This window comes from Pseudomonas sp. L-22-4S-12, from assembly GCF_009799935.1.
Classification (GTDB): Bacteria; Pseudomonadota; Gammaproteobacteria; order Pseudomonadales; family Pseudomonadaceae; genus Aquipseudomonas.
Window position 1 is genome coordinate 1,296,476 of the sequence record NZ_WELL01000001.1, and the last position, 19,475, is coordinate 1,315,950.

The window sequence follows — 19,475 nt, forward strand, 5'->3', positions numbered from 1 at the left end:
GTCTGTTCAAAGGGGAGCTGCCATCAAACCGCTATTTGCCAAGGGGCCATCGCTGGGCGTACGACTGCTGGTGCTGGTAGTGCTGTCGGCCGTGCTGATGGTGGTGGATGCGCGCTTTACCGTGCTCAAGCCGCTGCGTGCGCAGATGGGCCTGCTGGTCGAGCCGGTCTACTGGGTCGGGCGCCTGCCGCTGACCCTGTGGGAGGCGGCGACCCAGGAACTCAGCAGCCGCAACGAACTGGCCGCCGAGAACGAGAAGCTCAAGGCGGAAATGCTCATGCTGCAGAGCCGGGTGCAGAAGCTGGCGGCGCTGACCGAACAGAACGTGCGCCTGCGCGAGCTGCTCAACTCCTCCGCGCTGGTGGACGACAAGGTGATCGCCACCGAGCTGATCGGCGTCGACCCCAACCCCTTCACCCACCGCATCCTGATCGACAAGGGCGAGAAAGACGGCGCCTTCGTCGGCCAGCCGGTGCTCGATGCCCGCGGCCTGATGGGCCAGGTGGTCGAGGTGATGCCCTACGCGGCCCGGGTGCTGCTGCTCACCGATACCAGTCACAGCATCCCGGTACAGGTCAATCGCAACGGTCTGCGCGCCATCGCCAGCGGCACCGGCAATCCGGAACGCCTGGAGCTGCGCCATGTCGCCGATACTGCCGATATCAAGGTCGGCGACCTGCTGGTCAGCTCGGGCATGGGCCAGCGCTTTCCGGCCGGCTACCCGGTGGCCATGGTCAACGAAGTGATCCACGACTCCGGCCAGCCGTTCGCCATCGTGCGGGCCGTGCCGACTGCCGCGCTGAACCGCAGCCGGCACATGCTGCTGGTGGATGTCGACCGGCGCAGCGCCGAAGAACGCGCCACCGCCGCCGCCGAGGCCCAGCAGGAGGCCGATGGCGAGCCGGCGCCCGCTGCCGCGCAAGCGGCGCCGGTCGAGGCCGTCGCACCGGCACCGGCTACCGAGGAGAACGACTGATGGTGGCTGCACGTTCCGCCAATGGCTGGGTGATCTGGGTCAGCCTGGCGTTCGCCTTGCTGTTCAGCGTGGCGCCCATGCTCAAGTTCATGGACATCGGCCGGCCGCTGTGGCTGGCCCTGTTCCTGTCCTACTGGGCGCTGACCGTGCCGCATCGCCTGGGCATGGTTTCGGCCTGGGTCTTCGGCCTGCTGGCGGATGTGCTGAGCGGCTCGCTGCTGGGGCTCAATGCCCTGGTCCTGACCCTGATCGTGTTCCTCGTGCTGTCGCTGCAGCGGCGCCTGCGCATGTTCCCCATGTGGCAGCAGTGCCTGGTGCTGCTGGTGGTGTTCGGTCTGGCCCAGTTGGTGCACCTGTGGCTCAACGCCCTGACCGGCAATCGCCAGCCGACCCTCGAGTTCGTCTTCCCGGCGCTGGTCAGCGCCTTGCTCTGGCCCTGGGTGTTCGCCACCCTGCGCTGGCTGCAGCAACGCTTCCGCGTTTACTGAACCGGTTGCCGGCCGGTGCGCCGGCAACCGCCATTTTTCGACAGGGAGAAGTCTGCATGGCCTCGCTCTACCTGGCCTCCGGTTCCCCCCGCCGGCGCGAGTTGCTGGCGCAAATCGGTGTGCCCTTCGTCACGCTTGGCGCCGCCATCGATGAAAGTGCATTGCCCGATGAGCCGGCGCATGGCTATGTAGAGCGCCTGGCGCTGGAGAAAGCGCGCGTGGGGCTGGCCAGCCTGGCCGATAACACCGATGCTGTAGTACTGGGGGCCGACACCGCCGTGGTGCTCGACGGGCAGATCCTCGGTAAGCCGCAGGATCGCAGCGAAGCCCTGGCGATGCTGGCCGCCCTGTCCGGGCGCGAGCATCAGGTGCTGACGGCCGTGGCGCTGGCCAGCCGCACGCGCAGCGCGGTGCAGGTGGTGACCAGTCGCGTGACCTTCCGCCCGTTGCGCCCCGGTGAGGCCGAGGCCTACTGGGCCACGAGCGAGCCCTGCGACAAGGCGGGCAGCTATGGCATCCAGGGCCTGGCGGCGGTGTTCGTCAGCCAGCTGCAGGGCAGTTACTCGGCGGTGGTCGGCTTGCCCTTGTGCGAAACTGCACAAATGCTCAACGAATTCGCAATTCCGTGCTGGCAGACAGTGCCGGTCAACAGTTAAGAGGCTGCCGCTTCGGCCCGCGGTTCAGGACCGGCAGCTTCATCGCGCAGAGTGGGATGCATGAGCGAAGAGATCCTGATCAACATCACGCCGATGGAGTCGCGCGTGGCGGTGGTGGAAAACGGTGTGCTGCAGGAGGTGCATGTCGAGCGCACCCAGCGCCGCGGCATAGTCGGCAACATCTACAAGGGCAAGGTGGTGCGGGTGCTGCCGGGCATGCAGGCGGCCTTCGTCGACATCGGCCTGGACCGCGCCGCGTTCATCCATGCCGCGGAAATCTCCACCCGCGAAGGCAGTGCGGTGGAAAGCATCAGCGCCCTGGTGCATGAGGGGCAGAGCCTGATCGTGCAGGTGACCAAGGACCCGATCGGCAGCAAGGGCGCGCGGTTGACCACCCATCTGTCGATCCCCTCGCGCTACCTGGTGTACATGCCGCGTACCAGCCATGTCGGCATCTCGCTGAAGATCGAGGATGAGGCCGAGCGGGAGCGCCTGAAGCAGGTGGTCGCCGATTGCGTGGCCGCCGAAGGCATCGAGGAGTCCGGTGGCTTTATCCTGCGCACCGCCGCCGAAGGTGCCGGCGCCGACGAGATCCTCGCCGACATCCGTTACCTGCGCCGCCTGTGGGGGCAGATCGCCGGGCAGATGCAGAGCGCCAAGACGCCCTCGGTGATCTACGAGGATCTGTCCCTGGCGCTGCGCACCCTGCGCGATCTGGTCAACCCGAAGATCGAGAAGATCCGCATCGACTCGCGGGAAACCTTCCAGAAAATCACCCAGTTCGTCGCCGAGCTGATGCCGGAAATCTCCGACCGCCTGGAGCACTACCCGGGCGAGCGGCCGATCTTCGACCTGTACGGGGTCGAGGACGAGATCCAGAAGGCCCTGGAGCGCAAGGTGCCGCTCAAGTCCGGCGGCTACCTGGTGGTCGATCCGGCCGAGGCGATGACCACCATCGACGTCAACACCGGCGCCTTCGTCGGCCACCGCACCCTCGAAGAGACCATCTTCAAGACCAACCTCGAGGCCGCCACCGCGATTGCCCGCCAGCTGCGCCTGCGCAACATCGGCGGGATCATCATCATCGACTTCATCGACATGGAGGACGAGGAGCACCAGCGCCAGGTGCTGCGCACCCTGGAGAAGCAGCTGGAGCGCGACCACGCCAAAACCAACATCATCGGCATCACCGAATTGGGCTTGGTGCAGATGACCCGCAAGCGCACCCGTGAGAGTCTCGAACAGGTGCTGTGCGAACCCTGCAGCTGCTGCCAGGGCCGCGGCAAGCTGAAGACCCCGGAAACCATCTGCTACGAGATCTTCCGCGAGATCCTGCGTGAGGCCCGTGCCTACCAGGCCGAGGGTTACCGTGTGCTGGCCAGCCAGCAGGTGGTCGACTGCCTGCTCGACGAGGAGTCGGGCAATGTCGCCGACCTGGAGGCCTTCATCGGCCGCACCATCAAGTTCCAGGTGGAAAGCATGTATTCGCAGGAACAGTACGATGTGGTGCTGCTCTGACATGCCGGGGAACAGGGTGGATCTAGCGGCATGAATCGGCTGGCGCGTCTGTTCGTTGCCCTGCTGCGCGGCGCTCTGGGGCTGTGCGCCCTGGGGCTGGTGCTGGCCGCGCTGTATGTCAGCCTGGGCCGCGAGCTGGTGCCGCTGGTGGCCGAATACCGCGACGAGGTGCAAGGCAAGGCGCAGGCCGCACTGGGCATGCCGCTGAGCATCGGCAGCCTGGAAGGGCGCTGGCGCGGCATGGCGCCCTTGCTGCTGCTGCACGATGTGCAACTGGGCGCCGGCGCCGACCGGGTGCGTCTGGATCAGGTACGGGTGCAGCCGGACGTGCTCGGCAGCCTGCTGGCCCGGCAGCTGCGCATTGCCAGCCTGGAACTCGAAGGCCTGCAGCTGAGTCTGCGCCAGAACGAGGCCGGCGCCTGGCGGGTGGAGGGCCTGCCCGCTCGCGAAACGCCGACCCCGGTCGACCCGCAGCAACTGCTGCAAGGCCTGCAGCGAGTGGCCACGATTTCCCTGCTGGACAGCCAGTTCACCCTGGAAGCCTTCAAGCAGAAACCCCTGAGCTTCACCTATGCCAACCTGACCCTGCGCAACGGGCCGAGCCGCCAGCGCATCGACGCCCGCCTGCTGCTGCCCGACGGCCAGCCGCTGGCCCTGCGCCTGGATGCCCGTCTGCAGGTGCCGGACTGGCGGGCCAGCCAGGCCGATGTCTACCTCAGCCTGCCGCAAAGCGACTGGGCGCGCTGGCTGCCGGCGGGGCTGACCCGCGCCTGGCGCCTGGAAAAGCTCAAGGCCGGCGGCGAATTCTGGCTCGCCTGGCGGGACGGCCAGGTGCAGCGCGCGGTGGCGCGCCTGCATGCGCCGGAACTGGCCGGCGGCTATGCCGAGCGCAAGTCGCTGCAGCTGCAGGACCTGCTGTTGAGCGCGTTCTACGAGCGCACGCCGAGCGGCTTCGACTTGCTGCTCGACCCGCTGGCCCTGACCCTGGACGAGACCCGCTGGGGCGAGGTGCAGCTGGCCCTGCGCCGGCAGAACGCCGGCGAGGGTCGCGAGGAGCTCTGGTCGCTGAGCGCCGATCGCCTCGACCTGGGGCCGCTGGCTCAGGTGGTCAGCGCCCTGGCACCGCTGCCGGAGCAGGCGGCCGAGGCCCTGCATGCCCTGCAGCCGAAGGGCATCCTGAACAACCTGCAGCTGGCCTTGCGCCCGCAACTGACCGATGCCCAGCGCCTGCAGTACTCGGCCAACCTGAGCCAGGTCGGCATCAGCCCCTGGCATGGCATCCCCGCCGTGGAGAACGCCAGCGGCAGCGTCAGCGGCAACCTCAGCGATGGCGAGGGGCGCCTGGCCAGCGAGAACTTCGGCCTGCACTTCGATCAGTTGTTTCCCGCTATGTGGCGCTACGGTACGGCCGGCGCGCAACTGCTCTGGCACTACGACGATGCCGGCCTGACCCTGCGCAGCCCGTACCTGCAGGTGCAGGGCGAGGAAGGCAAGGTCGCCGGCGATTTCCTCGTGCGCCTGCGCAAGGACCCGCTCGAAGAGGACTACATGGACTTGCGCGTGGGCATCCGCGAGGGCGATGCGCGCTTTACCGGCAAGTACCTGCCCACCCGTTCCCCGGGCATGAGCCCGGCGCTCAGCGAATGGCTGAACAGTGCGATCCGTGCCGGCAAGGTCGACGAAGGCTATTTCCAGTACCAGGGCTCGCTGCTCAAGGGTGCCGACGCCGCGGCGCGCAGCCTCAGCCTGTATTTTCGCGTGCATGCCGCCGAGCTGGCCTTCCAGCCGGGCTGGCCGGCGCTGCGCGAGGCGCGCGGCGAGGTGCTGATCGAAGACAGTGGCGTGCGCGTGCGGGTGCCCGAGGGGCGCCTGCTGGATAGCCGGGTCGAGCAGGTCAGCGTCGAGATTCCCCAGGCCAAGCCGGGCAGCGCGCCGCGGCTGGCGCTGCAGGGGCAGGTGCAGAGCAGCCTGGTGGACGCCCTGAAGATCCTCCAGGAGGCGCCGCTGGGCACGGCGGCGACCTTCGCCGGCTGGCGCGGCGAGGGCCCGCTGGCCGGCCAGCTGAAGCTCGATATCCCCTTGGCCAAGGGCCAGCCGCCGCAGGTGCAGGTGGATTTCGCCACCGAAGGCGCCACGCTGAGCCTGAGCAATCCGACCCTCGAACTGAGCCAGCTCAAGGGCGCATTCCGCTTCAACACGGCGAACGGCCTCAGTGCCCCGGATATCCGCGCCCAGGTGTTCGGCCGGGCGGTGCGCGGCCGGGCCATCGCCGAAGGCTCGCGCGGCAAGCAGCGTACGCGCATCGAGGCCAATGGCCGGGTGCCGCTGGCGACCCTGAGCAGCTGGCTGGGCGTGACCCAGCCGCTGCCGCTCGGCGGCGAGCTGCCCTACGCCCTGCGCCTGACCCTGGAGGGGGCCGACAGCCAGTTGCGCGTCAGTTCCGACCTCAAGGGGCTGGCCGTGGATCTGCCGGCGCCCTTCGGCAAGGCGGCGGCGGACAGTGGCTCGGCGACCTGGCGCATGACCCTGCAGGGTAACGAGCGGCGCTACTGGTTCGATTATGCCGAGCTGGCCAGCCTGGCCTTCGCCGCCGCGCCGGGGCAGCTGTTGCAGGGGCGTGGCGAACTGCGCCTGGGCGGCGGCGCCGCCAGCTTGCCAGGCGCCCCCGGCCTGCGCGTCAAGGGTCGGCTCAGCCAGCTCGACTGGAGTGCCTGGCAGGCGGTGGGCAAGCGCTACCTGGGCGGGCAGGGCAATCCGAGCGGCGTGCAGGCGTTCCGCGGTGCGGATGTGCAGATCGAGCGCTTTACCGGCTTCGGCCTGCAGCTCGACAACCTGCAGGCGCAGCTGACGCGCGCCGAGCAGGCCTGGGCATTGACCCTCGACAGCGACCTGCTGCAGGGCCGCATCGGCTTGCCCGATGCCCAGGGCGCGCCGATCCAGGTCAACCTGCAGCGCCTGAGTTTCCCGCCGAGCAAGCCCAACGAGCCGGTCGACCCGAACAAGCCCGATAGCCTGGCGGCGGTCGATCCCCGGCAGATTCCAGCGCTGGACCTGCGCATCGAACGGGTCCTGCAGGGCGAGCAGCTGCTCGGCGCCTGGTCGCTCCAGGCCCGGCCGACGGCGCAGGGCGTGGCGTTCAACAAGCTGTCGCTGCAGCTCAAGGGCCTGCAGGTCGGCGGCAATGCCGGCTGGGAAGGCGCGCCGGGCGCCAGCAGCACCTGGTTCAAGGGGCGCATCGAGGGTGAGAACCTGGCCGACGTGCTGCTGGCCTGGAACTTCGCCCCGACGGCCACCAGCGAGCGTTTTCGTGTGGATATCGACGGGCGCACCCCGGGTTCGCCGGCCTGGATGAGCCTCAAGCGCTTCAGCGGTAGCCTGGACGCCAGCCTGCGCAAGGGCCAATTCGTCGAGGTGCAGGGCTCGGCCTCGGCGCTACGGGTGTTCGGCCTGCTCAACTTCAACTCGATCAGCCGGCGCCTGCGTCTGGACTTCTCCGACCTGCTCGGCAAAGGCCTCAGCTACGACCGGGTCAAGGGCCGGCTGACGGCCAGGGACGGGGTGTTCCTCACCCAGGTGCCGATCAAGATGGAAGGCCCGTCCACCGGCCTGGAGCTGAACGGCACCCTGGACATGGCCCGCGACCAGATCGACGCCAAGCTGCTGGTGACCCTGCCGGTGACCAACAACCTGCCGCTGGCGGCGCTTATCGTCGGCGCGCCGGCAATCGGCGGCGCGCTGTTCGTCGTCGACAAGCTGCTGGGCGATCGGGTGGCCCGCTTCGCCAGCGTGCAGTACAGCGTCAAGGGGCCGTGGCAGAACCCGAACATCACGTTCGACAAGCCCTTCGAGAAGGCCCGCTGAGCCGCGCAGAACCCGAGCAGGTTCTGCGGCCAGAGCGGCCGACATGGGGTAGCATGCAGTCATCACCCAGTCGGTAGTTTCCATGTCGTTTGCCGTGATTCAGATGGTCAGCCAGGATGATGTGCTGGCCAACCTCGCCACCGCCCGCCGCCTGCTCGAACAGGCGGCCGCCGCGGGTGCGCGTCTTGCCGTGTTGCCGGAAAACTTTGCCGCCATGGGCCGCCGCGACCTGGCGGCGCTCGGGCGTGCCGAGGCCAGCGGTGAGGGCCCCATCCTGCCCTGGCTGCACCGGGCCGCGCGCGACCTCGGCTTATGGATAGTGGCCGGCACCATTCCACTGCCGCCCGATGGCCAGGCGGATGCCAAGGCGCATGCCTGTTCGCTGCTGTTCGACGAGCACGGCCAGCGCGTGGCGCGCTACGACAAGCTGCACCTGTTCGATGTGGACGTGGCGGACCGCCGCGGCCGCTACCGCGAGTCGGACGACTACGCTTTCGGCAGCCGACTGGTGGTCGCCGAGACCCCGGTGGGCCGCCTGGGGCTGACGGTGTGCTACGACCTGCGCTTCCCCGAGCTGTACAGCGGGCTGCGGGCGGCTGGAGCCGAGCTGATCACGGCGCCGGCGGCCTTTACCGCGGTGACCGGCGCGGCGCACTGGCAGGTACTGGTGCGTGCGCGGGCCATCGAGACCCAGTGCTATGTGCTGGCTGCGGGGCAGGGCGGCAGCCACCCAGGCGGGCGCGAGACTTTCGGCCACTCGGCGATCATCGACCCTTGGGGCCGCGTGCAGGCCGAGCAGCCGAGCGGCGAGGCGGTTCTGCTGGGCGCGCGCGACAGTGCCGAGCAGGCGGCGATCCGCCAGCGCATGCCGGTGGCCAGCCATCGACGATTTTTTGCACCGGCCGTTCCAGGGCCGGCGCCTACGGAGAAGTTATGAGTAACCTGTTGTTAGCGGTCAGCGAACACCTGCTGGCCCCCGGCGGCCTGAGCATCGAGCAGTTGCCGGCGATCCTCGGCGACCTGGCCGGGCCGGGCATCGATGCGGCCGACCTGTACTTCCAGAGCCAGATTTCCGAGACCTGGGTGCTGGAGGACGGCATCGTCAAGGAAGGCAGCTTCAACCTCGATCAGGGCGTCGGCGTGCGCGCCCAGTCCGGCGAGAAGACCGGCTTCGCCTACAGCAACGCGATCACCGCCACGGCGCTGGGCCAAGCCGCCCAGGCCGCCCGCTCGATCTCCCGGGCCGGCCAGCACGGCAGCGTGCAGGCATTCAGCAGCCCGCCGGTGACCGCACTGTATGCCCCGGATAATCCCCTGGACGTGCTCGATCGCGCGGCCAAGGTCGACCTGCTCAAGCGCATCGACGTCGCCACGCGTGCCCTCGATCCGCGCATCCAGCAGGTCACCGTGAGCCTGGCCGGGGTCTGGGACCGCATCCTGGTGGCCGCCAGCGATGGCAGCCTGGGCGCCGACATCCGCCCGCTGGTGCGTTTCAACGTCAGCGTGATCGTCGAGCACAATGGCCGCCGCGAGCGTGGCGGCCAGGGCGGTGGCGGGCGTACCGACTACCGCTTCTTCCTGGAGCCGGGCGGCCTCGGCGAGGAGCGCGCCATGGGCTATGCCCGCGAGGCGCTGCGCCAGGCCCTGGTCAACCTCGAGGCGCAGCCGGCGCCGGCCGGCACCCTGCCGGTGGTGCTGGGCCCGGGCTGGTCCGGCGTGCTGCTGCACGAGGCGGTCGGCCACGGCCTGGAAGGCGACTTCAACCGCAAAGGCAGCTCGGCCTACAGCGGCCGGATCGGCGAGCAAGTCGCCTCCAGCCTGTGCACCATAGTCGACGACGGCACCCTGGCCGGGCGCCGCGGTTCGCTCAGTGTCGACGACGAAGGCACGCCGAGCCAGTGCACCACGCTGATCGAGAACGGCGTGCTCAAGGGCTACATGCAGGACAAGCTGAACGCACGCCTGATGGGTGTGGCCTGCACCGGTAACGGCCGTCGCGAATCCTACGCGCACCTGCCGATGCCGCGCATGACCAACACCTACATGCTGGCCGGTGAGAGCGACCCGGAAGAAATCATCCGCTCGGTGAAGAACGGCATCTACTGCGCCAATCTGGGTGGCGGCCAGGTGGATATCACCAGCGGCAAGTTCGTCTTCTCCACCAGTGAGGCGTACCTGATCGAGGACGGCAGGATCACCGCCCCGGTCAAGGGCGCCACCCTGATCGGCAACGGTCCGGAGGCGATGAGCCGGGTGTCGATGGTCGGCAACGACCTGGCCCTGGACAGCGGCGTCGGCACCTGTGGCAAGGATGGCCAGTCGGTGCCGGTGGGCGTCGGCCAGCCGACCCTGAAGATTGATGCGATTACCGTGGGCGGCACGGGCGGCTGATGTGGGAGGCCCTGTTTCATATCCTGGTCGAGGTGCTGCTGTACGGCCAGGGCTATTGGCTGTTGCGCGTGCTATCGGGCGGACGTATCGAGCCGAAGCGCTGGAATGATGGCTTGGTGGCGCTGCTGGGCCTGGTGTTCACGCTGGCCTGGGTGGTGCCGTTGATCATCTGGCTGGGCAGTCGCAACAGCGCGTAGGTTGGGTTGAGGGGCGCAGCCCCGAAGCCCAACGAGCAAAGGTTCAGGCCGTGTCGTAGCCTAGCCGTTCGCCGTTGGGCTTCGCAGCGCTCAATCCAACCTACACAGGATTAACGCAGGCCGCGCTGGACCTCGTCCAGTTCGCGGATGTATTTGAAGACTTTGCGGGCGGCGGCCGGCGGTTTGTTGTGCGCCGCCTCATGCTGGGCATGGCGGATCAGGCTGCGCAGTTGCTGGCGGTCGGCTTGCGGGTATTCGCTGACGAAGCTTTCCAGGGTGGTGTCGTCGCCGCTGATCAGGCGGTCACGCCAGCGTTCGAGGGCATGGAAGCGTTCGTTGTATTCGCGGGTGGAGCTGTCGACCTGGTCGATCAGGGCGAGAATCGCCTCGATGTCCTGGTCGCGCATCAGCTTGCCGATGAACTGCACATGGCGCTTCTTGGCGGCATTGGCGGTATGTTTCGGCGCTTCGGCCAGGGCCTTGCGCAGGCCGTCGGTCAGCGGCAGTTTGGCCTGCATGTCGGGCTTGAGGGTGGTCAGGCGTTGCCCCAGTTCCTGCAGCGCATGCAACTCGCGCTTGATCTGGGTTTTGCTCTTCTCGCCGGAGAAGTCGTCGTCGTAAGAATCAGCCATGGGGGCGGTCCAGAGGGAAACGTCGCAATGATAGCAGCAAGGGTAGCGGCAAGCCTCACACGGCAAGCACAGGGCTTGGCCGGCGGGCTGCCAGAGTGCAGTTTCTGGAGTGATTTATGAGTGCAGCAGAAGTGGTTGGCCCGCAGGCATTGCCGGCGTTGCAGGCGCAGGTCGAGCAGATCATCGCCGAGGCACGGCGCCAGGGCGCCAGCGCCTGCGAGGTGGCGGTTTCGATGGAGCAGGGCTTGTCGACCACCGTGCGCCAGCGCGAGGTGGAAACGGTCGAGTTCAATCGTGACGAGGGCTTCGGCATCACCCTGTATGTCGGCCAGCGCAAGGGCTCGGCCAGTACTTCGGCCACCGGGGCGGCGGCGATCCGCGAAACCGTGGCGGCGGCCCTGGCCATCGCCAGGCACGCGTCCGAGGACGACTGCGCCGGCCTGGCCGACGCCGGCCTGATGGCGCGCGAGTTTCCAGAGCTGGACCTCTACCACCCCTGGGCCCTGGCGCCCGAGCAGGGCATCGAGCTGGCCCTGGCCTGCGAAGAGGCGGCGTTCGCTGCCGATCCGCGGATTACCAAGGCCGACGGCACCACCCTCAACACCCACCAGGGCTGCCGCGTGTATGGCAACAGCCATGGCTTCGTCGGCGGTTATGCCAGCACCCGCCACAGCCTGAGCTGCGTGATGATCGCCGAGGGCGAGGGGCAGATGCAGCGCGACTACTGGTACGACGTCAATCGCCAGGGCGAGCTGCTCGCCGATCCGCTGCAGATCGGTCGCCATGCGGCCAGGCGCACGGCGGCACGGCTGGGCGCGCGGCCGGTGCCGACCTGCGAGGTGCCGGTGCTGTTTGCCGCCGAGCTGGCCACCGGGCTGTTCGGCAGCTTCCTGGCGGCGATCTCCGGTGGCAACCTGTATCGCAAGTCGTCGTTCCTCGAAGGCGCCCTGGGCCAGCAGCTGTTCCCCGACTGGCTGAGCCTCGACGAGCGCCCGCATATCCCGCGGGCGATGGGCAGCGCCGCCTTCGATGGCGACGGCCTGGCCACCTATGCCAAGCCCTTCGTCGCCGGCGGCGAGCTGGTTTCCTACATCCTCGGCACCTACTCCGGGCGCAAGCTGGGCCTGCCCAGCACGGCCAACTCCGGGGGCGTGCACAACCTGTTCGTCAGCCATGGCGACGAAGACCAGCAGGCCCTGCTCAAGCGCATGGGTCGCGGCCTGCTGGTGACCGAGCTGATGGGGCAGGGGCTGAACATGGTCACCGGCGACTACTCGCGCGGTGCCGCCGGCTTCTGGGTGGAAAACGGCGAGATCCAGTTCCCGGTGCAGGAGGTGACGATTGCCGGCAACCTGCGCGAGATGTTCCGGCAGATCGTCGCAGTGGGATGCGACCTGGAGCTGCGCGGCAATATCCGCACCGGTTCTGTGTTGATCGAGAAGATGACGGTCGCCGGCAGCTGACCTGCGGCACCACGAAAAAAGGGGCTGTCCGGTTATCCCGTCAGCCCCTTTTGCATGTCGGCGAGTTATTCGCCTTCGTCGAAGCGGTTGTTGATCAGTTCGATCAGCGCATTCAGCGCTTCGTCCGCCTGTTCGCCTTCGGCGTGCAGGTGCAGGCTGGTGCCCTTGCCGGCGGCCAGCATCATCACCGCCATGATGCTCTTGCCGTCGACCAGGCTCTCGGCCGAGCGCCCGGCGCGAATCTGGCAGGGGAAGCTGCCGGCCACGCCGACGAACTTGGCCGCCGCCCGCGCATGCAGGCCGAGCTTGTTGATGATGGTGATTTCGCAGGCGGGCATACGGCGGACAGTCCTTAACCCAGTTCGCGGTGGCGAACCTGGAGATTCTTCAGTGTGGGCTTGAGGGCTGCGCCGAGGCGGTTGGCCAGGTACACCGAGCGATGGTGGCCGCCGGTGCAGCCAATGGCGATGGTCACGTAGGAACGATTGCTGGAAGCAAAGCGGGGCAGCCACTTGTGCAGGTAGGCATGGATGTCCTGGTACATCTCCTCGACATCCGGCAGGGCGGCCAGGTAGTCGGCGACCGGCTGCTCCAGCCCGGACATTTCGCGCAGCTCGGGCTTCCAGTACGGGTTGGGCAGGCAGCGCACGTCGAATACCAGGTCGGCGTCCACCGGCATGCCGCGCTTGAAGCCGAAGGACTCGATGAGGAACGCGGTGCCGGGCTCGGGCTTGTTCAGCAGGCGCAGCTTGAGGCTGTCGCGCAGCTGGTAGAGGTTCAGGTGGGTGGTGTCGAGCTTGAGGTCGGCCAGGTCGGTGATCGGGCTGAGCAGGGCGGCTTCGTCGCGGATGGCTTCGGCGAGGGAGCGCGTCTCGCTGGTCAGCGGGTGGCGCCGGCGGGTTTCGGAAAAGCGCTTGAGCAGGGTCTCTTCGTCGGCATCCAGATAGAGCACGTCACAGACGATGTGACGGGCGCGCACTTCGGCGAGCAGTTCGGGGAAGCGCTTGAGCTGGCTGGGCAGGTTGCGTGCGTCGATCGATACGGCGACCTGCGGGTGCAGCAGCTCGGTGTGCAGCAGGGCGCGCTCGGCCAGTTCCGGCAGGAGGATCGCCGGCAGGTTGTCGATGCAGTAGAAACCGTTGTCCTCGAGCACGTCGAGGGCGGTGCTTTTGCCCGAGCCGGAGCGACCGCTGACGATGATCAGGCGCATGACGCTGTCCTACCCTGGCCTATTGGCCGCTCTGTACGTCGACAACCACCTGGTAGAGGTTCTCGCTGCTTGACGCCTGGCGCAAGCGCTCACGCACTTCGCTGCGGTCGAGCATGCTGGCGATCTGGCGGAGCAGCTCCAGGTGTTCGTCGGTCGCCGCTTCGGGTACCAGCAGGACGAACAGCAGATCGACCGGGGCGCCGTCGATGGCGTCGAAGTCCACCGGCGCATCCAGGCGCAGCACCGCACTGATGGGGGCGCTGCAGCCGGGCAGGCGACAGTGGGGAATGGCGATGCCGTTACCGAACCCGGTGGAACCGAGTTTTTCACGGGCAATCAGGCTTTCGAAGATGTCCTGCGAGTCGAGGTCGGGCAGTTCGCGCGCGACCAGGTTGGCAATCTGTTCGAGGACGCGCTTCTTACTGCCGCCCGGCACGTTCACCAGGGAACGGCCGGCGGTCAGGATATTTTCAAGTCGGATCATGGGTGGGGGATGTCAGCGGGCTGTCGCGCCTTGCAGGCGGCCGAGCTGCTTTTCCTTGTGTTTGATCAGTTGGCGGTCGAGTTTGTCGGCGAGCAGGTCGATCGCCGCATACATGTCGTCGTGTTCGGCGTTGGCGACTACTTCGCCGCCTGCAACATGCAGGGTCGCCTCGATTTTCTGCTTGAGCTTCTCGACTGCCATGGTCACCTGCACGTTGGTGATCTTGTCGAAATGGCGTTCCAGTCGGCTGAGTTTTTCCCCGACATAGTCACGCAGGGCGTCGGTCACATCCAGTTGATGTCCACTGATGTTGACTTGCATACCGCTTCTCCTTGTTGCCTTGTGTAAGAGACAGGCTAGCGGGCCTGCCACCGTAACACTCTGGCGTGAGAAGGCTTTTGCAGAACTGTCCTGCAGTCCCCCCGCGGGGCAGGGCGCATGGCGCGTATCCAGTTTTGCAAAAGCCTTCCCTCAGTGCCGCGTCACAGCAGTCGCGTCTATGACTAGATCAACCGCTTGCGTTCGCTCGAAGGCGCTATCCCGAGGGATTCGCGGTATTTGGCGACGGTGCGACGGGCTACCTGAATGCCCTGTGCTTCCAGTAAACCAGCGATCTTGCTGTCACTCAATGGCTTTTTCGCGTTTTCCGCGGCGACCAGTTTTTTGATGATGGCGCGGATCGCCGTCGACGAGCATTCGCCGCCTTCCGAGGTGCTGACGTGGCTGGAGAAGAAGTATTTCAGCTCGTAAATACCGCGCGGGGTGTGCATGAATTTCTGCGTGGTGACCCGCGAGATGGTCGACTCGTGCATGCCCACCGCCTCGGCGATGTCGTGCAGGACCAGCGGCTTCATCGCCTCGTCGCCGTACTCGAGAAAGCCGCGCTGGTGCTCGACGATCTGCGAGGCGACCTTCATCAGGGTTTCGTTGCGGCTCTGCAGGCTCTTGATGAACCAGCGCGCTTCCTGCAGCTGGTTGCGCATGAAGGTGTTGTCGGCACTGGAGTCGGCGCGTTTGACGAAGCCGGCGTACTGCGCGTTGACCCGCAGGCGCGGCACCGCTTCCTGATTGAGCTCCACCAGCCAGCGCTCGTTGTGCTTGCGCACGATCACGTCCGGTACCACGTATTCCGGCTCGCTGGCTTCGATCTGCGAGCCGGGACGCGGGTTGAGGCTCTGGATCAGCTCGATGACCTGGCGCAGCTCGTCTTCCTTGAGCTTCATGCGCCGCATCAGCTGGCTGTAGTCGCGGCTGCCGAGCAGGTCGAGGTGGTCGCCGGCCAGGCGCTGGGCCTCGCTCAGCCAGGGCGTGCTGGCCGGCAGCTGGCGCAGCTGCAGAAGCAGGCATTCGCGCAGGTCGCGGGCGCCGACCCCGGCCGGGTCGAAGTTCTGGATGCGGTGCAGGACGGCTTCGACTTCGTCCAGCTCGACGTCCATTTCCGGGTCGAAGGCCTCGACGATTTCCTCGAGCGACTCCTCCAGATAGCCCTGGTCGTTGATGCAGTCGATCAGGGTCACGGCGATCAGGCGGTCGGTGTCCGACATCGGCGCCAGGTTCAGTTGCCACAGCAGATGGGTCTGCAGGCTCTCGCCGGCGGAGGTGCGGGTGGTGAAGTCCCACTCGTCATCGTCGTTGCTCGGCAGGCTGCTGGCGCTGGTCTGGTAGACGTCTTCCCAGGCGGTATCGACCGGCAGCTCGCTGGGGATGCGTTCGTTCCACTCGCCGTCCTCGATGGCATCGGCGGGCGTGCTGTTGGTTTCCTGGTAGGTGTCCTGGGGCGCGGCCTGGGTGTTCTGTTCTTCGCCGTCGGCCAGCGGATCGCTGTTGTCGAAGTCTTCGCCGTCTTCCTGGCGTTCCAGCATGGGGTTGGATTCCAGGGCTTCCTGGATTTCCTGCTGCAGGTCCAGGGTGGACAGCTGGAGGAGGCGAATGGCTTGTTGCAGCTGCGGTGTCATCGTCAGCTGCTGGCCCATCTTGAGGACTAGCGAAGGTTTCATGGCAGGAAGCTTTGCACCTTATTTGCCGGCGCAGTCGCGCCATTCACTACAGGGCGCCGGGGCGCCGCCAATAAGCAAATTATATGCCTGAAACTGGCGGCTTTGCCTAGGCTTGACAACATCCGTGTAGTGCGGCGACGCCTGCATCAGAGGCGGAATTCGTGCCCGAGGTAGACTTCTTTAACCAGCTGGTTGGCCAGGATGCTTTCGGCATCGCCTTCGGCGATCAGTTGGCCGTCATTAACAATGTAGGCGGTCTCGCAGATGTCGAGGGTCTCGCGCACGTTGTGGTCGGTGATCAGCACACCGATGCCCTTGGCCTTGAGGTGATGGATGATCTGCTTGATGTCGCCGACCGAGATCGGGTCGACGCCAGCGAAGGGTTCGTCGAGCAGGATGAACTTGGGTTCGGTGGCCAGGGCGCGGGCGATTTCCACGCGCCGGCGTTCGCCGCCGGACAGGCTCATGCCGAGGTTGTCGCGGATGTGGCTGATGTGGAACTCCTGCAGCAGGCTCTCCAGGGCGGCGCGGCGGCCGGCGCGGTCGAGATCCTTGCGGGTTTCCAGGATGGCCATGATGTTGTCGGCTACCGTCAGCTTGCGGAAGATCGAGGCTTCCTGTGGCAGGTAGCCGATGCCGACGCGGGCGCGGCCATGCATGGGCTGGTGGCTGACGTCGAGATCGTCGATCAGCACGCGGCCCTGGTCGGCCTGCACCAGGCCGACGATCATGTAGAAACAGGTGGTCTTGCCGGCGCCGTTGGGACCGAGCAGGCCGACGATCTGGCCGCTGTCGATGGACAGGCTGACGTCGCGTACCACCTGGCGGCCCTTGTAGCTTTTGGCCAAATGCTGGGCTTTGAGGGTTGCCATTACTGCGCTTGCTCCGGCTGGCCGGTTTTCTTGCGCGGCTGGATGACCATGTCGATGCGTGGGCGCGGCGCGCTCAGGGCGGCGCCAGTGGCGCGGCCGGCGTTGACGATCTGGCGCTGGGTGTCATAGACGATCTTCTCGCCTTCGAAGGTGTTGCCTTCCTGGATTACCTTGGCCTGGTCTATCAGTACGATGCGCTCGTTGCTGGCGAAGTACTGGATGGTCAGGCCGTAGGCCTTGACGATTTCCTTGTCCACGGCGGGTTTCTGCTCGTAGTAGGCCGGTTTGCCCACCGAGGTGAAGACTTCGACGTCGCCGTTGGCATCCTGGGTGATGGTCACGGTGTCGCCGGTGATCTTCAGGGTGCCCTGGGTGATCACCACGCCGCCGCGGTACACCGCCACGCCTTGCTTGTCGTCCAGTTCGGCGCTGTCGGCCTGGACCCGGATCGGTTGCTCGCGGTCGCTGGGCAGGGCCCAGGTGCTGGCGCTTCCGAGCGCGGCACCGAGGCTGATGAGCAATAGGGGGAGGGTCCGGAGGGGGAAACTGTTAACGAGCCTCATGCTGGCCTCTTACGTTGGACAGCAGGAGGATCCGGCCGTCATTCATGTACGCTTTCATTCCTTGTGCCGTGGTCACCCCGTTGGCGGCCTCGATTCTAACGGCTTGCCGGGTTTGCGCATATTCCTCATCCGGAAATACGGTCATCCGGCTGCTGGTGATCACGGTGGGGCGGCCTTTGGCATCGGTGCGCGCCACGCGCACGTCATCGATCAGTTCGACTTGCTTGCCTTGCGGCGCCACTTCGCCCCGCGCGCTCTGCACGTGCCAGGGGTAGGCGCTGCCGCGGTACAGTTGCAGGTCCGGCTGGCTCAGCAGGGTGATGTCGCTGGCCTTGATATGTTCCAGCTTGTCGGTGGTCATCTCGTACTGCAGCTGACCGTCTTCCTGGTATTGCAGGGTGCGCGCATTGACCACGTAGAAGTCGATGGTGCTGTCGCTTTCGCCAACGGTCGGCTTGTCCAGGAAGCTTTCCGGGCGGATGTTCCAGTAGCCGATCGCGCCCAGCAGGGCGGCGATCAGGCCGTAGATCAGGAGTTGTCGCTGTTTGGCCGGCATGGCTGATCCTAGAGGTAGGCGGTTTGGGCGGCTTCGAGGCTGCCCTGGGCGCGCATGATCAATTCGCAGAATTCGCGCGCCGCGCCTTCGCCGCCGCGTGCCGCGGTGACGCCGTGGGCGTGCTGGCGGACGAAGCCGTCGGCGCTGGCCACGGCCATGCCCAGGCCGACCCGGCGGATGACCGGCAGGTCGGGCAGGTCGTCACCCAGGTAGGCGACTTGCTCGTAGCTTAGTCCGAGCTCGCCGAGCAGTTCGTCGAGCACCACCAGCTTGTCTTCGCGGCCCTGGTACAGGTGCTGGATGCCGAGGTTCTGCGCGCGGCGCTCGACCACCGGGGTCTTGCGCCCGCTGATGATGGCGGTGCGCACTCCGGAGTTGATCAGCATCTTGATGCCGTGGCCGTCGAGGGTGTTGAAGGTCTTGAACTCGCTGCCATCGGTGAGGAAGTACAGGCGGCCGTCGGTCAGTACGCCGTCGACATCGAAGATGGCCAGTTTGATGGCCTTGGCGCGCTGTTGCAGTTCGTCGTTCATTTACATCACTCCGGCGCGCAGCAGGTCGTGCATGTTGAGGGCGCCGACCGGGCGCTCCTCGTCATCGACTACGACCAGGGCGTTGATCTTGTGGTCTTCCATGATTTTCAGGGCCTCGGCGGCGAGCATGTCGGCGCGGGCGGTCTTGCCGTGCACGGTCATCACCGCGTCGATGCTGGCTTCGCGCACGTCGATGCCCTTGTCCAGGGTGCGGCGCAGGTCGCCGTCGGTGAAGATCCCGGCCAGCTGGCCGTTGCTCTCGACCACCACGGTCATGCCCAGGCCCTTGCGGGTCATTTCCAGCAGGGCGTCGCGCAGACTGGTGCCGCGCTGTACCAGTGGCAGGCGGGTGCCGCTGTGCATGACGTTCTCCACCTTGAGCAGCAGGCGGCGGCCGAGCGCGCCGCCCGGGTGGGAGAAGGCAAAGTCTTCGGCGGTGAAGCCGCGGGCTTCCAGCAGGGCGATGGCCAGGGCGTCGCCGAGCACCAGGGAGACGGTGGTCGAGGAGGTCGGCGCCAGGTTCAGCGGGCAGGCTTCCTGGGCGACCTGGGCATCCAGGTTGACTTCGGCGGCCTTGGCCAGCGGCGACTCGGGGTTGCCGGTCATGCTGATCAGGGTGATGCCGAGGCGCTTGATCAGCGGCAGCAGGGTGACGATTTCGGCGGTGGAGCCGGAGTTGGACAGGGCCAGCACCACGTCGTCGCGGGTGATCATGCCCATGTCGCCGTGGCTGGCTTCGGCCGGGTGGACGAAGAATGCCGGGGTGCCGGTGCTGGCCAGGGTGGCGGCGATCTTGTTGCCGATATGCCCGGACTTGCCCATGCCGACCACCACGATACGGCCCTTGCAGGCCAGCATCAGTTCGCAGGCGCGGACGAAGTCGCCATTGATGCGACCCAGCAGGGCCTCGATAGCGTCGAGTTCGAGGCGCATGGTGCGCTGGGCGGATTGGATCAGATCGGTGGACTGGCTCATGGCTGGATTCACGGTGGCCGGCAGAAAAGTCGGCGATTATAACGGGAAAGCGACGCAGCCTCACCTCTAGCGGATCGCAGGTTGCGTGGCGCGCTGGCGAAAT

General features: G+C 66.7%; 20 protein-coding genes. 9 read left to right on the forward strand and 11 right to left on the reverse strand.

Annotated elements, in window-relative coordinates; all coding sequences use genetic code 11:
• Window positions 1-22: 22 nt before the first annotated feature.
• The 8 genes from mreC to F3I16_RS05880 all read left to right on the forward strand — a co-directional run bounded on the left by mreC (window position 23) and on the right by F3I16_RS05880 (window position 10,087).
• On the forward strand, window positions 23-976 hold the full coding sequence (gene mreC, locus F3I16_RS05845) for a rod shape-determining protein MreC (protein WP_160492918.1): 954 nt from the start codon (window positions 23-25) through the stop codon (window positions 974-976).
• Window positions 976-1,464, forward strand: coding sequence for a rod shape-determining protein MreD (mreD, locus tag F3I16_RS05850; RefSeq protein ID WP_160082070.1), 489 nt, complete (start codon window positions 976-978; stop codon window positions 1,462-1,464). The genes mreC and mreD overlap by 1 nt, the downstream gene beginning before the upstream one ends.
• 56 nt (window positions 1,465-1,520) lie before the next feature.
• Window positions 1,521-2,120 carry a nucleoside triphosphate pyrophosphatase gene (locus F3I16_RS05855; protein ID WP_160492760.1) on the forward strand — a complete coding sequence of 200 codons (600 nt, stop codon included), beginning with the start codon at window positions 1,521-1,523 and terminating at the stop codon, window positions 2,118-2,120.
• 60 nt (window positions 2,121-2,180) lie between these two features.
• Window positions 2,181-3,638 carry a ribonuclease G gene (gene rng / locus F3I16_RS05860; RefSeq protein WP_160492761.1) on the forward strand — a complete coding sequence of 486 codons (1,458 nt, stop codon included), beginning with the start codon at window positions 2,181-2,183 and terminating at the stop codon, window positions 3,636-3,638.
• 30 nt (window positions 3,639-3,668) lie between these two features.
• Window positions 3,669-7,499 carry a YhdP family protein gene (locus tag F3I16_RS05865; RefSeq protein WP_160492762.1) on the forward strand — a complete coding sequence of 1,277 codons (3,831 nt, stop codon included), beginning with the start codon at window positions 3,669-3,671 and terminating at the stop codon, window positions 7,497-7,499.
• An 82-nt stretch (window positions 7,500-7,581) separates the two neighbouring features.
• Window positions 7,582-8,436 carry a carbon-nitrogen hydrolase family protein gene (locus F3I16_RS05870; RefSeq protein WP_160492763.1) on the forward strand — a complete coding sequence of 285 codons (855 nt, stop codon included), beginning with the start codon at window positions 7,582-7,584 and terminating at the stop codon, window positions 8,434-8,436.
• Window positions 8,433-9,890 carry a metalloprotease TldD gene (tldD, locus tag F3I16_RS05875; protein WP_160492764.1) on the forward strand — a complete coding sequence of 486 codons (1,458 nt, stop codon included), beginning with the start codon at window positions 8,433-8,435 and terminating at the stop codon, window positions 9,888-9,890. The genes F3I16_RS05870 and tldD overlap by 4 nt, the downstream gene beginning before the upstream one ends.
• Window positions 9,890-10,087: a hypothetical protein gene (locus F3I16_RS05880; protein ID WP_160492765.1), complete on the forward strand. Its 198-nt coding sequence runs from the start codon at window positions 9,890-9,892 to the stop codon at window positions 10,085-10,087. Before tldD ends, F3I16_RS05880 begins: the two co-directional genes overlap by 1 nt.
• 110 nt (window positions 10,088-10,197) lie before the next feature.
• Here F3I16_RS05880 and yjgA read toward each other — a convergent pair whose 3' ends face one another.
• Complete coding sequence (gene yjgA, locus F3I16_RS05885; protein WP_160489165.1) at window positions 10,198-10,719, reverse strand: ribosome biogenesis factor YjgA; 522 nt, start codon at window positions 10,717-10,719, stop codon at window positions 10,198-10,200.
• Window positions 10,720-10,835: 116 nt separating this feature from the next.
• Between yjgA and pmbA the strand changes: the two genes are divergently transcribed.
• The gene (pmbA, locus tag F3I16_RS05890; RefSeq protein WP_160492766.1) at window positions 10,836-12,182 is read left to right on the forward strand and encodes a metalloprotease PmbA; all 1,347 of its coding nucleotides are present in this window, start codon (window positions 10,836-10,838) and stop codon (window positions 12,180-12,182) included.
• Between the two features lie 65 nt (window positions 12,183-12,247).
• On the opposite strand, the gene F3I16_RS05895 is transcribed toward pmbA, so the two are convergent.
• The 10 genes from F3I16_RS05895 to F3I16_RS05940 all read right to left on the reverse strand — a co-directional run bounded on the left by F3I16_RS05895 (window position 12,248) and on the right by F3I16_RS05940 (window position 19,372).
• The gene (locus F3I16_RS05895; RefSeq protein WP_160492767.1) at window positions 12,248-12,520 is read right to left on the reverse strand and encodes an HPr family phosphocarrier protein; all 273 of its coding nucleotides are present in this window, start codon (window positions 12,518-12,520) and stop codon (window positions 12,248-12,250) included.
• 14 nt (window positions 12,521-12,534) lie between these two features.
• A complete protein-coding gene (rapZ, locus tag F3I16_RS05900) occupies window positions 12,535-13,392 on the reverse strand; it encodes an RNase adapter RapZ (protein ID WP_160492768.1) in 858 nt (285 codons plus the stop codon).
• A gap of 19 nt (window positions 13,393-13,411) precedes the next feature.
• Entirely contained in the window at window positions 13,412-13,876 is a 465-nt protein-coding gene (ptsN, locus tag F3I16_RS05905) for a PTS IIA-like nitrogen regulatory protein PtsN (RefSeq protein ID WP_160492769.1), read from the reverse strand.
• Window positions 13,877-13,888: 12 nt separating this feature from the next.
• Complete coding sequence (gene hpf / locus F3I16_RS05910; protein WP_160082048.1) at window positions 13,889-14,197, reverse strand: ribosome hibernation-promoting factor, HPF/YfiA family; 309 nt, start codon at window positions 14,195-14,197, stop codon at window positions 13,889-13,891.
• 182 nt (window positions 14,198-14,379) lie between these two features.
• Complete coding sequence (locus tag F3I16_RS05915; protein WP_160492770.1) at window positions 14,380-15,873, reverse strand: RNA polymerase factor sigma-54; 1,494 nt, start codon at window positions 15,871-15,873, stop codon at window positions 14,380-14,382.
• Between the two features lie 146 nt (window positions 15,874-16,019).
• Window positions 16,020-16,745 carry an LPS export ABC transporter ATP-binding protein gene (gene lptB, locus F3I16_RS05920; RefSeq protein ID WP_160082044.1) on the reverse strand — a complete coding sequence of 242 codons (726 nt, stop codon included), beginning with the start codon at window positions 16,743-16,745 and terminating at the stop codon, window positions 16,020-16,022.
• Window positions 16,745-17,308 carry a lipopolysaccharide transport periplasmic protein LptA gene (lptA, locus tag F3I16_RS05925; RefSeq protein WP_160492771.1) on the reverse strand — a complete coding sequence of 188 codons (564 nt, stop codon included), beginning with the start codon at window positions 17,306-17,308 and terminating at the stop codon, window positions 16,745-16,747. The genes lptB and lptA overlap by 1 nt, the downstream gene beginning before the upstream one ends.
• Window positions 17,295-17,864: an LPS export ABC transporter periplasmic protein LptC gene (lptC, locus tag F3I16_RS05930; RefSeq protein WP_160492772.1), complete on the reverse strand. Its 570-nt coding sequence runs from the start codon at window positions 17,862-17,864 to the stop codon at window positions 17,295-17,297. Before lptC ends, lptA begins: the two co-directional genes overlap by 14 nt.
• An 8-nt stretch (window positions 17,865-17,872) precedes the next feature.
• Window positions 17,873-18,397, reverse strand: coding sequence for an HAD family hydrolase (locus tag F3I16_RS05935; protein ID WP_160492773.1), 525 nt, complete (start codon window positions 18,395-18,397; stop codon window positions 17,873-17,875).
• Entirely contained in the window at window positions 18,398-19,372 is a 975-nt protein-coding gene (locus F3I16_RS05940; RefSeq protein WP_160492774.1) for a KpsF/GutQ family sugar-phosphate isomerase, read from the reverse strand.
• Window positions 19,373-19,475: the final 103 nt, after the last annotated feature.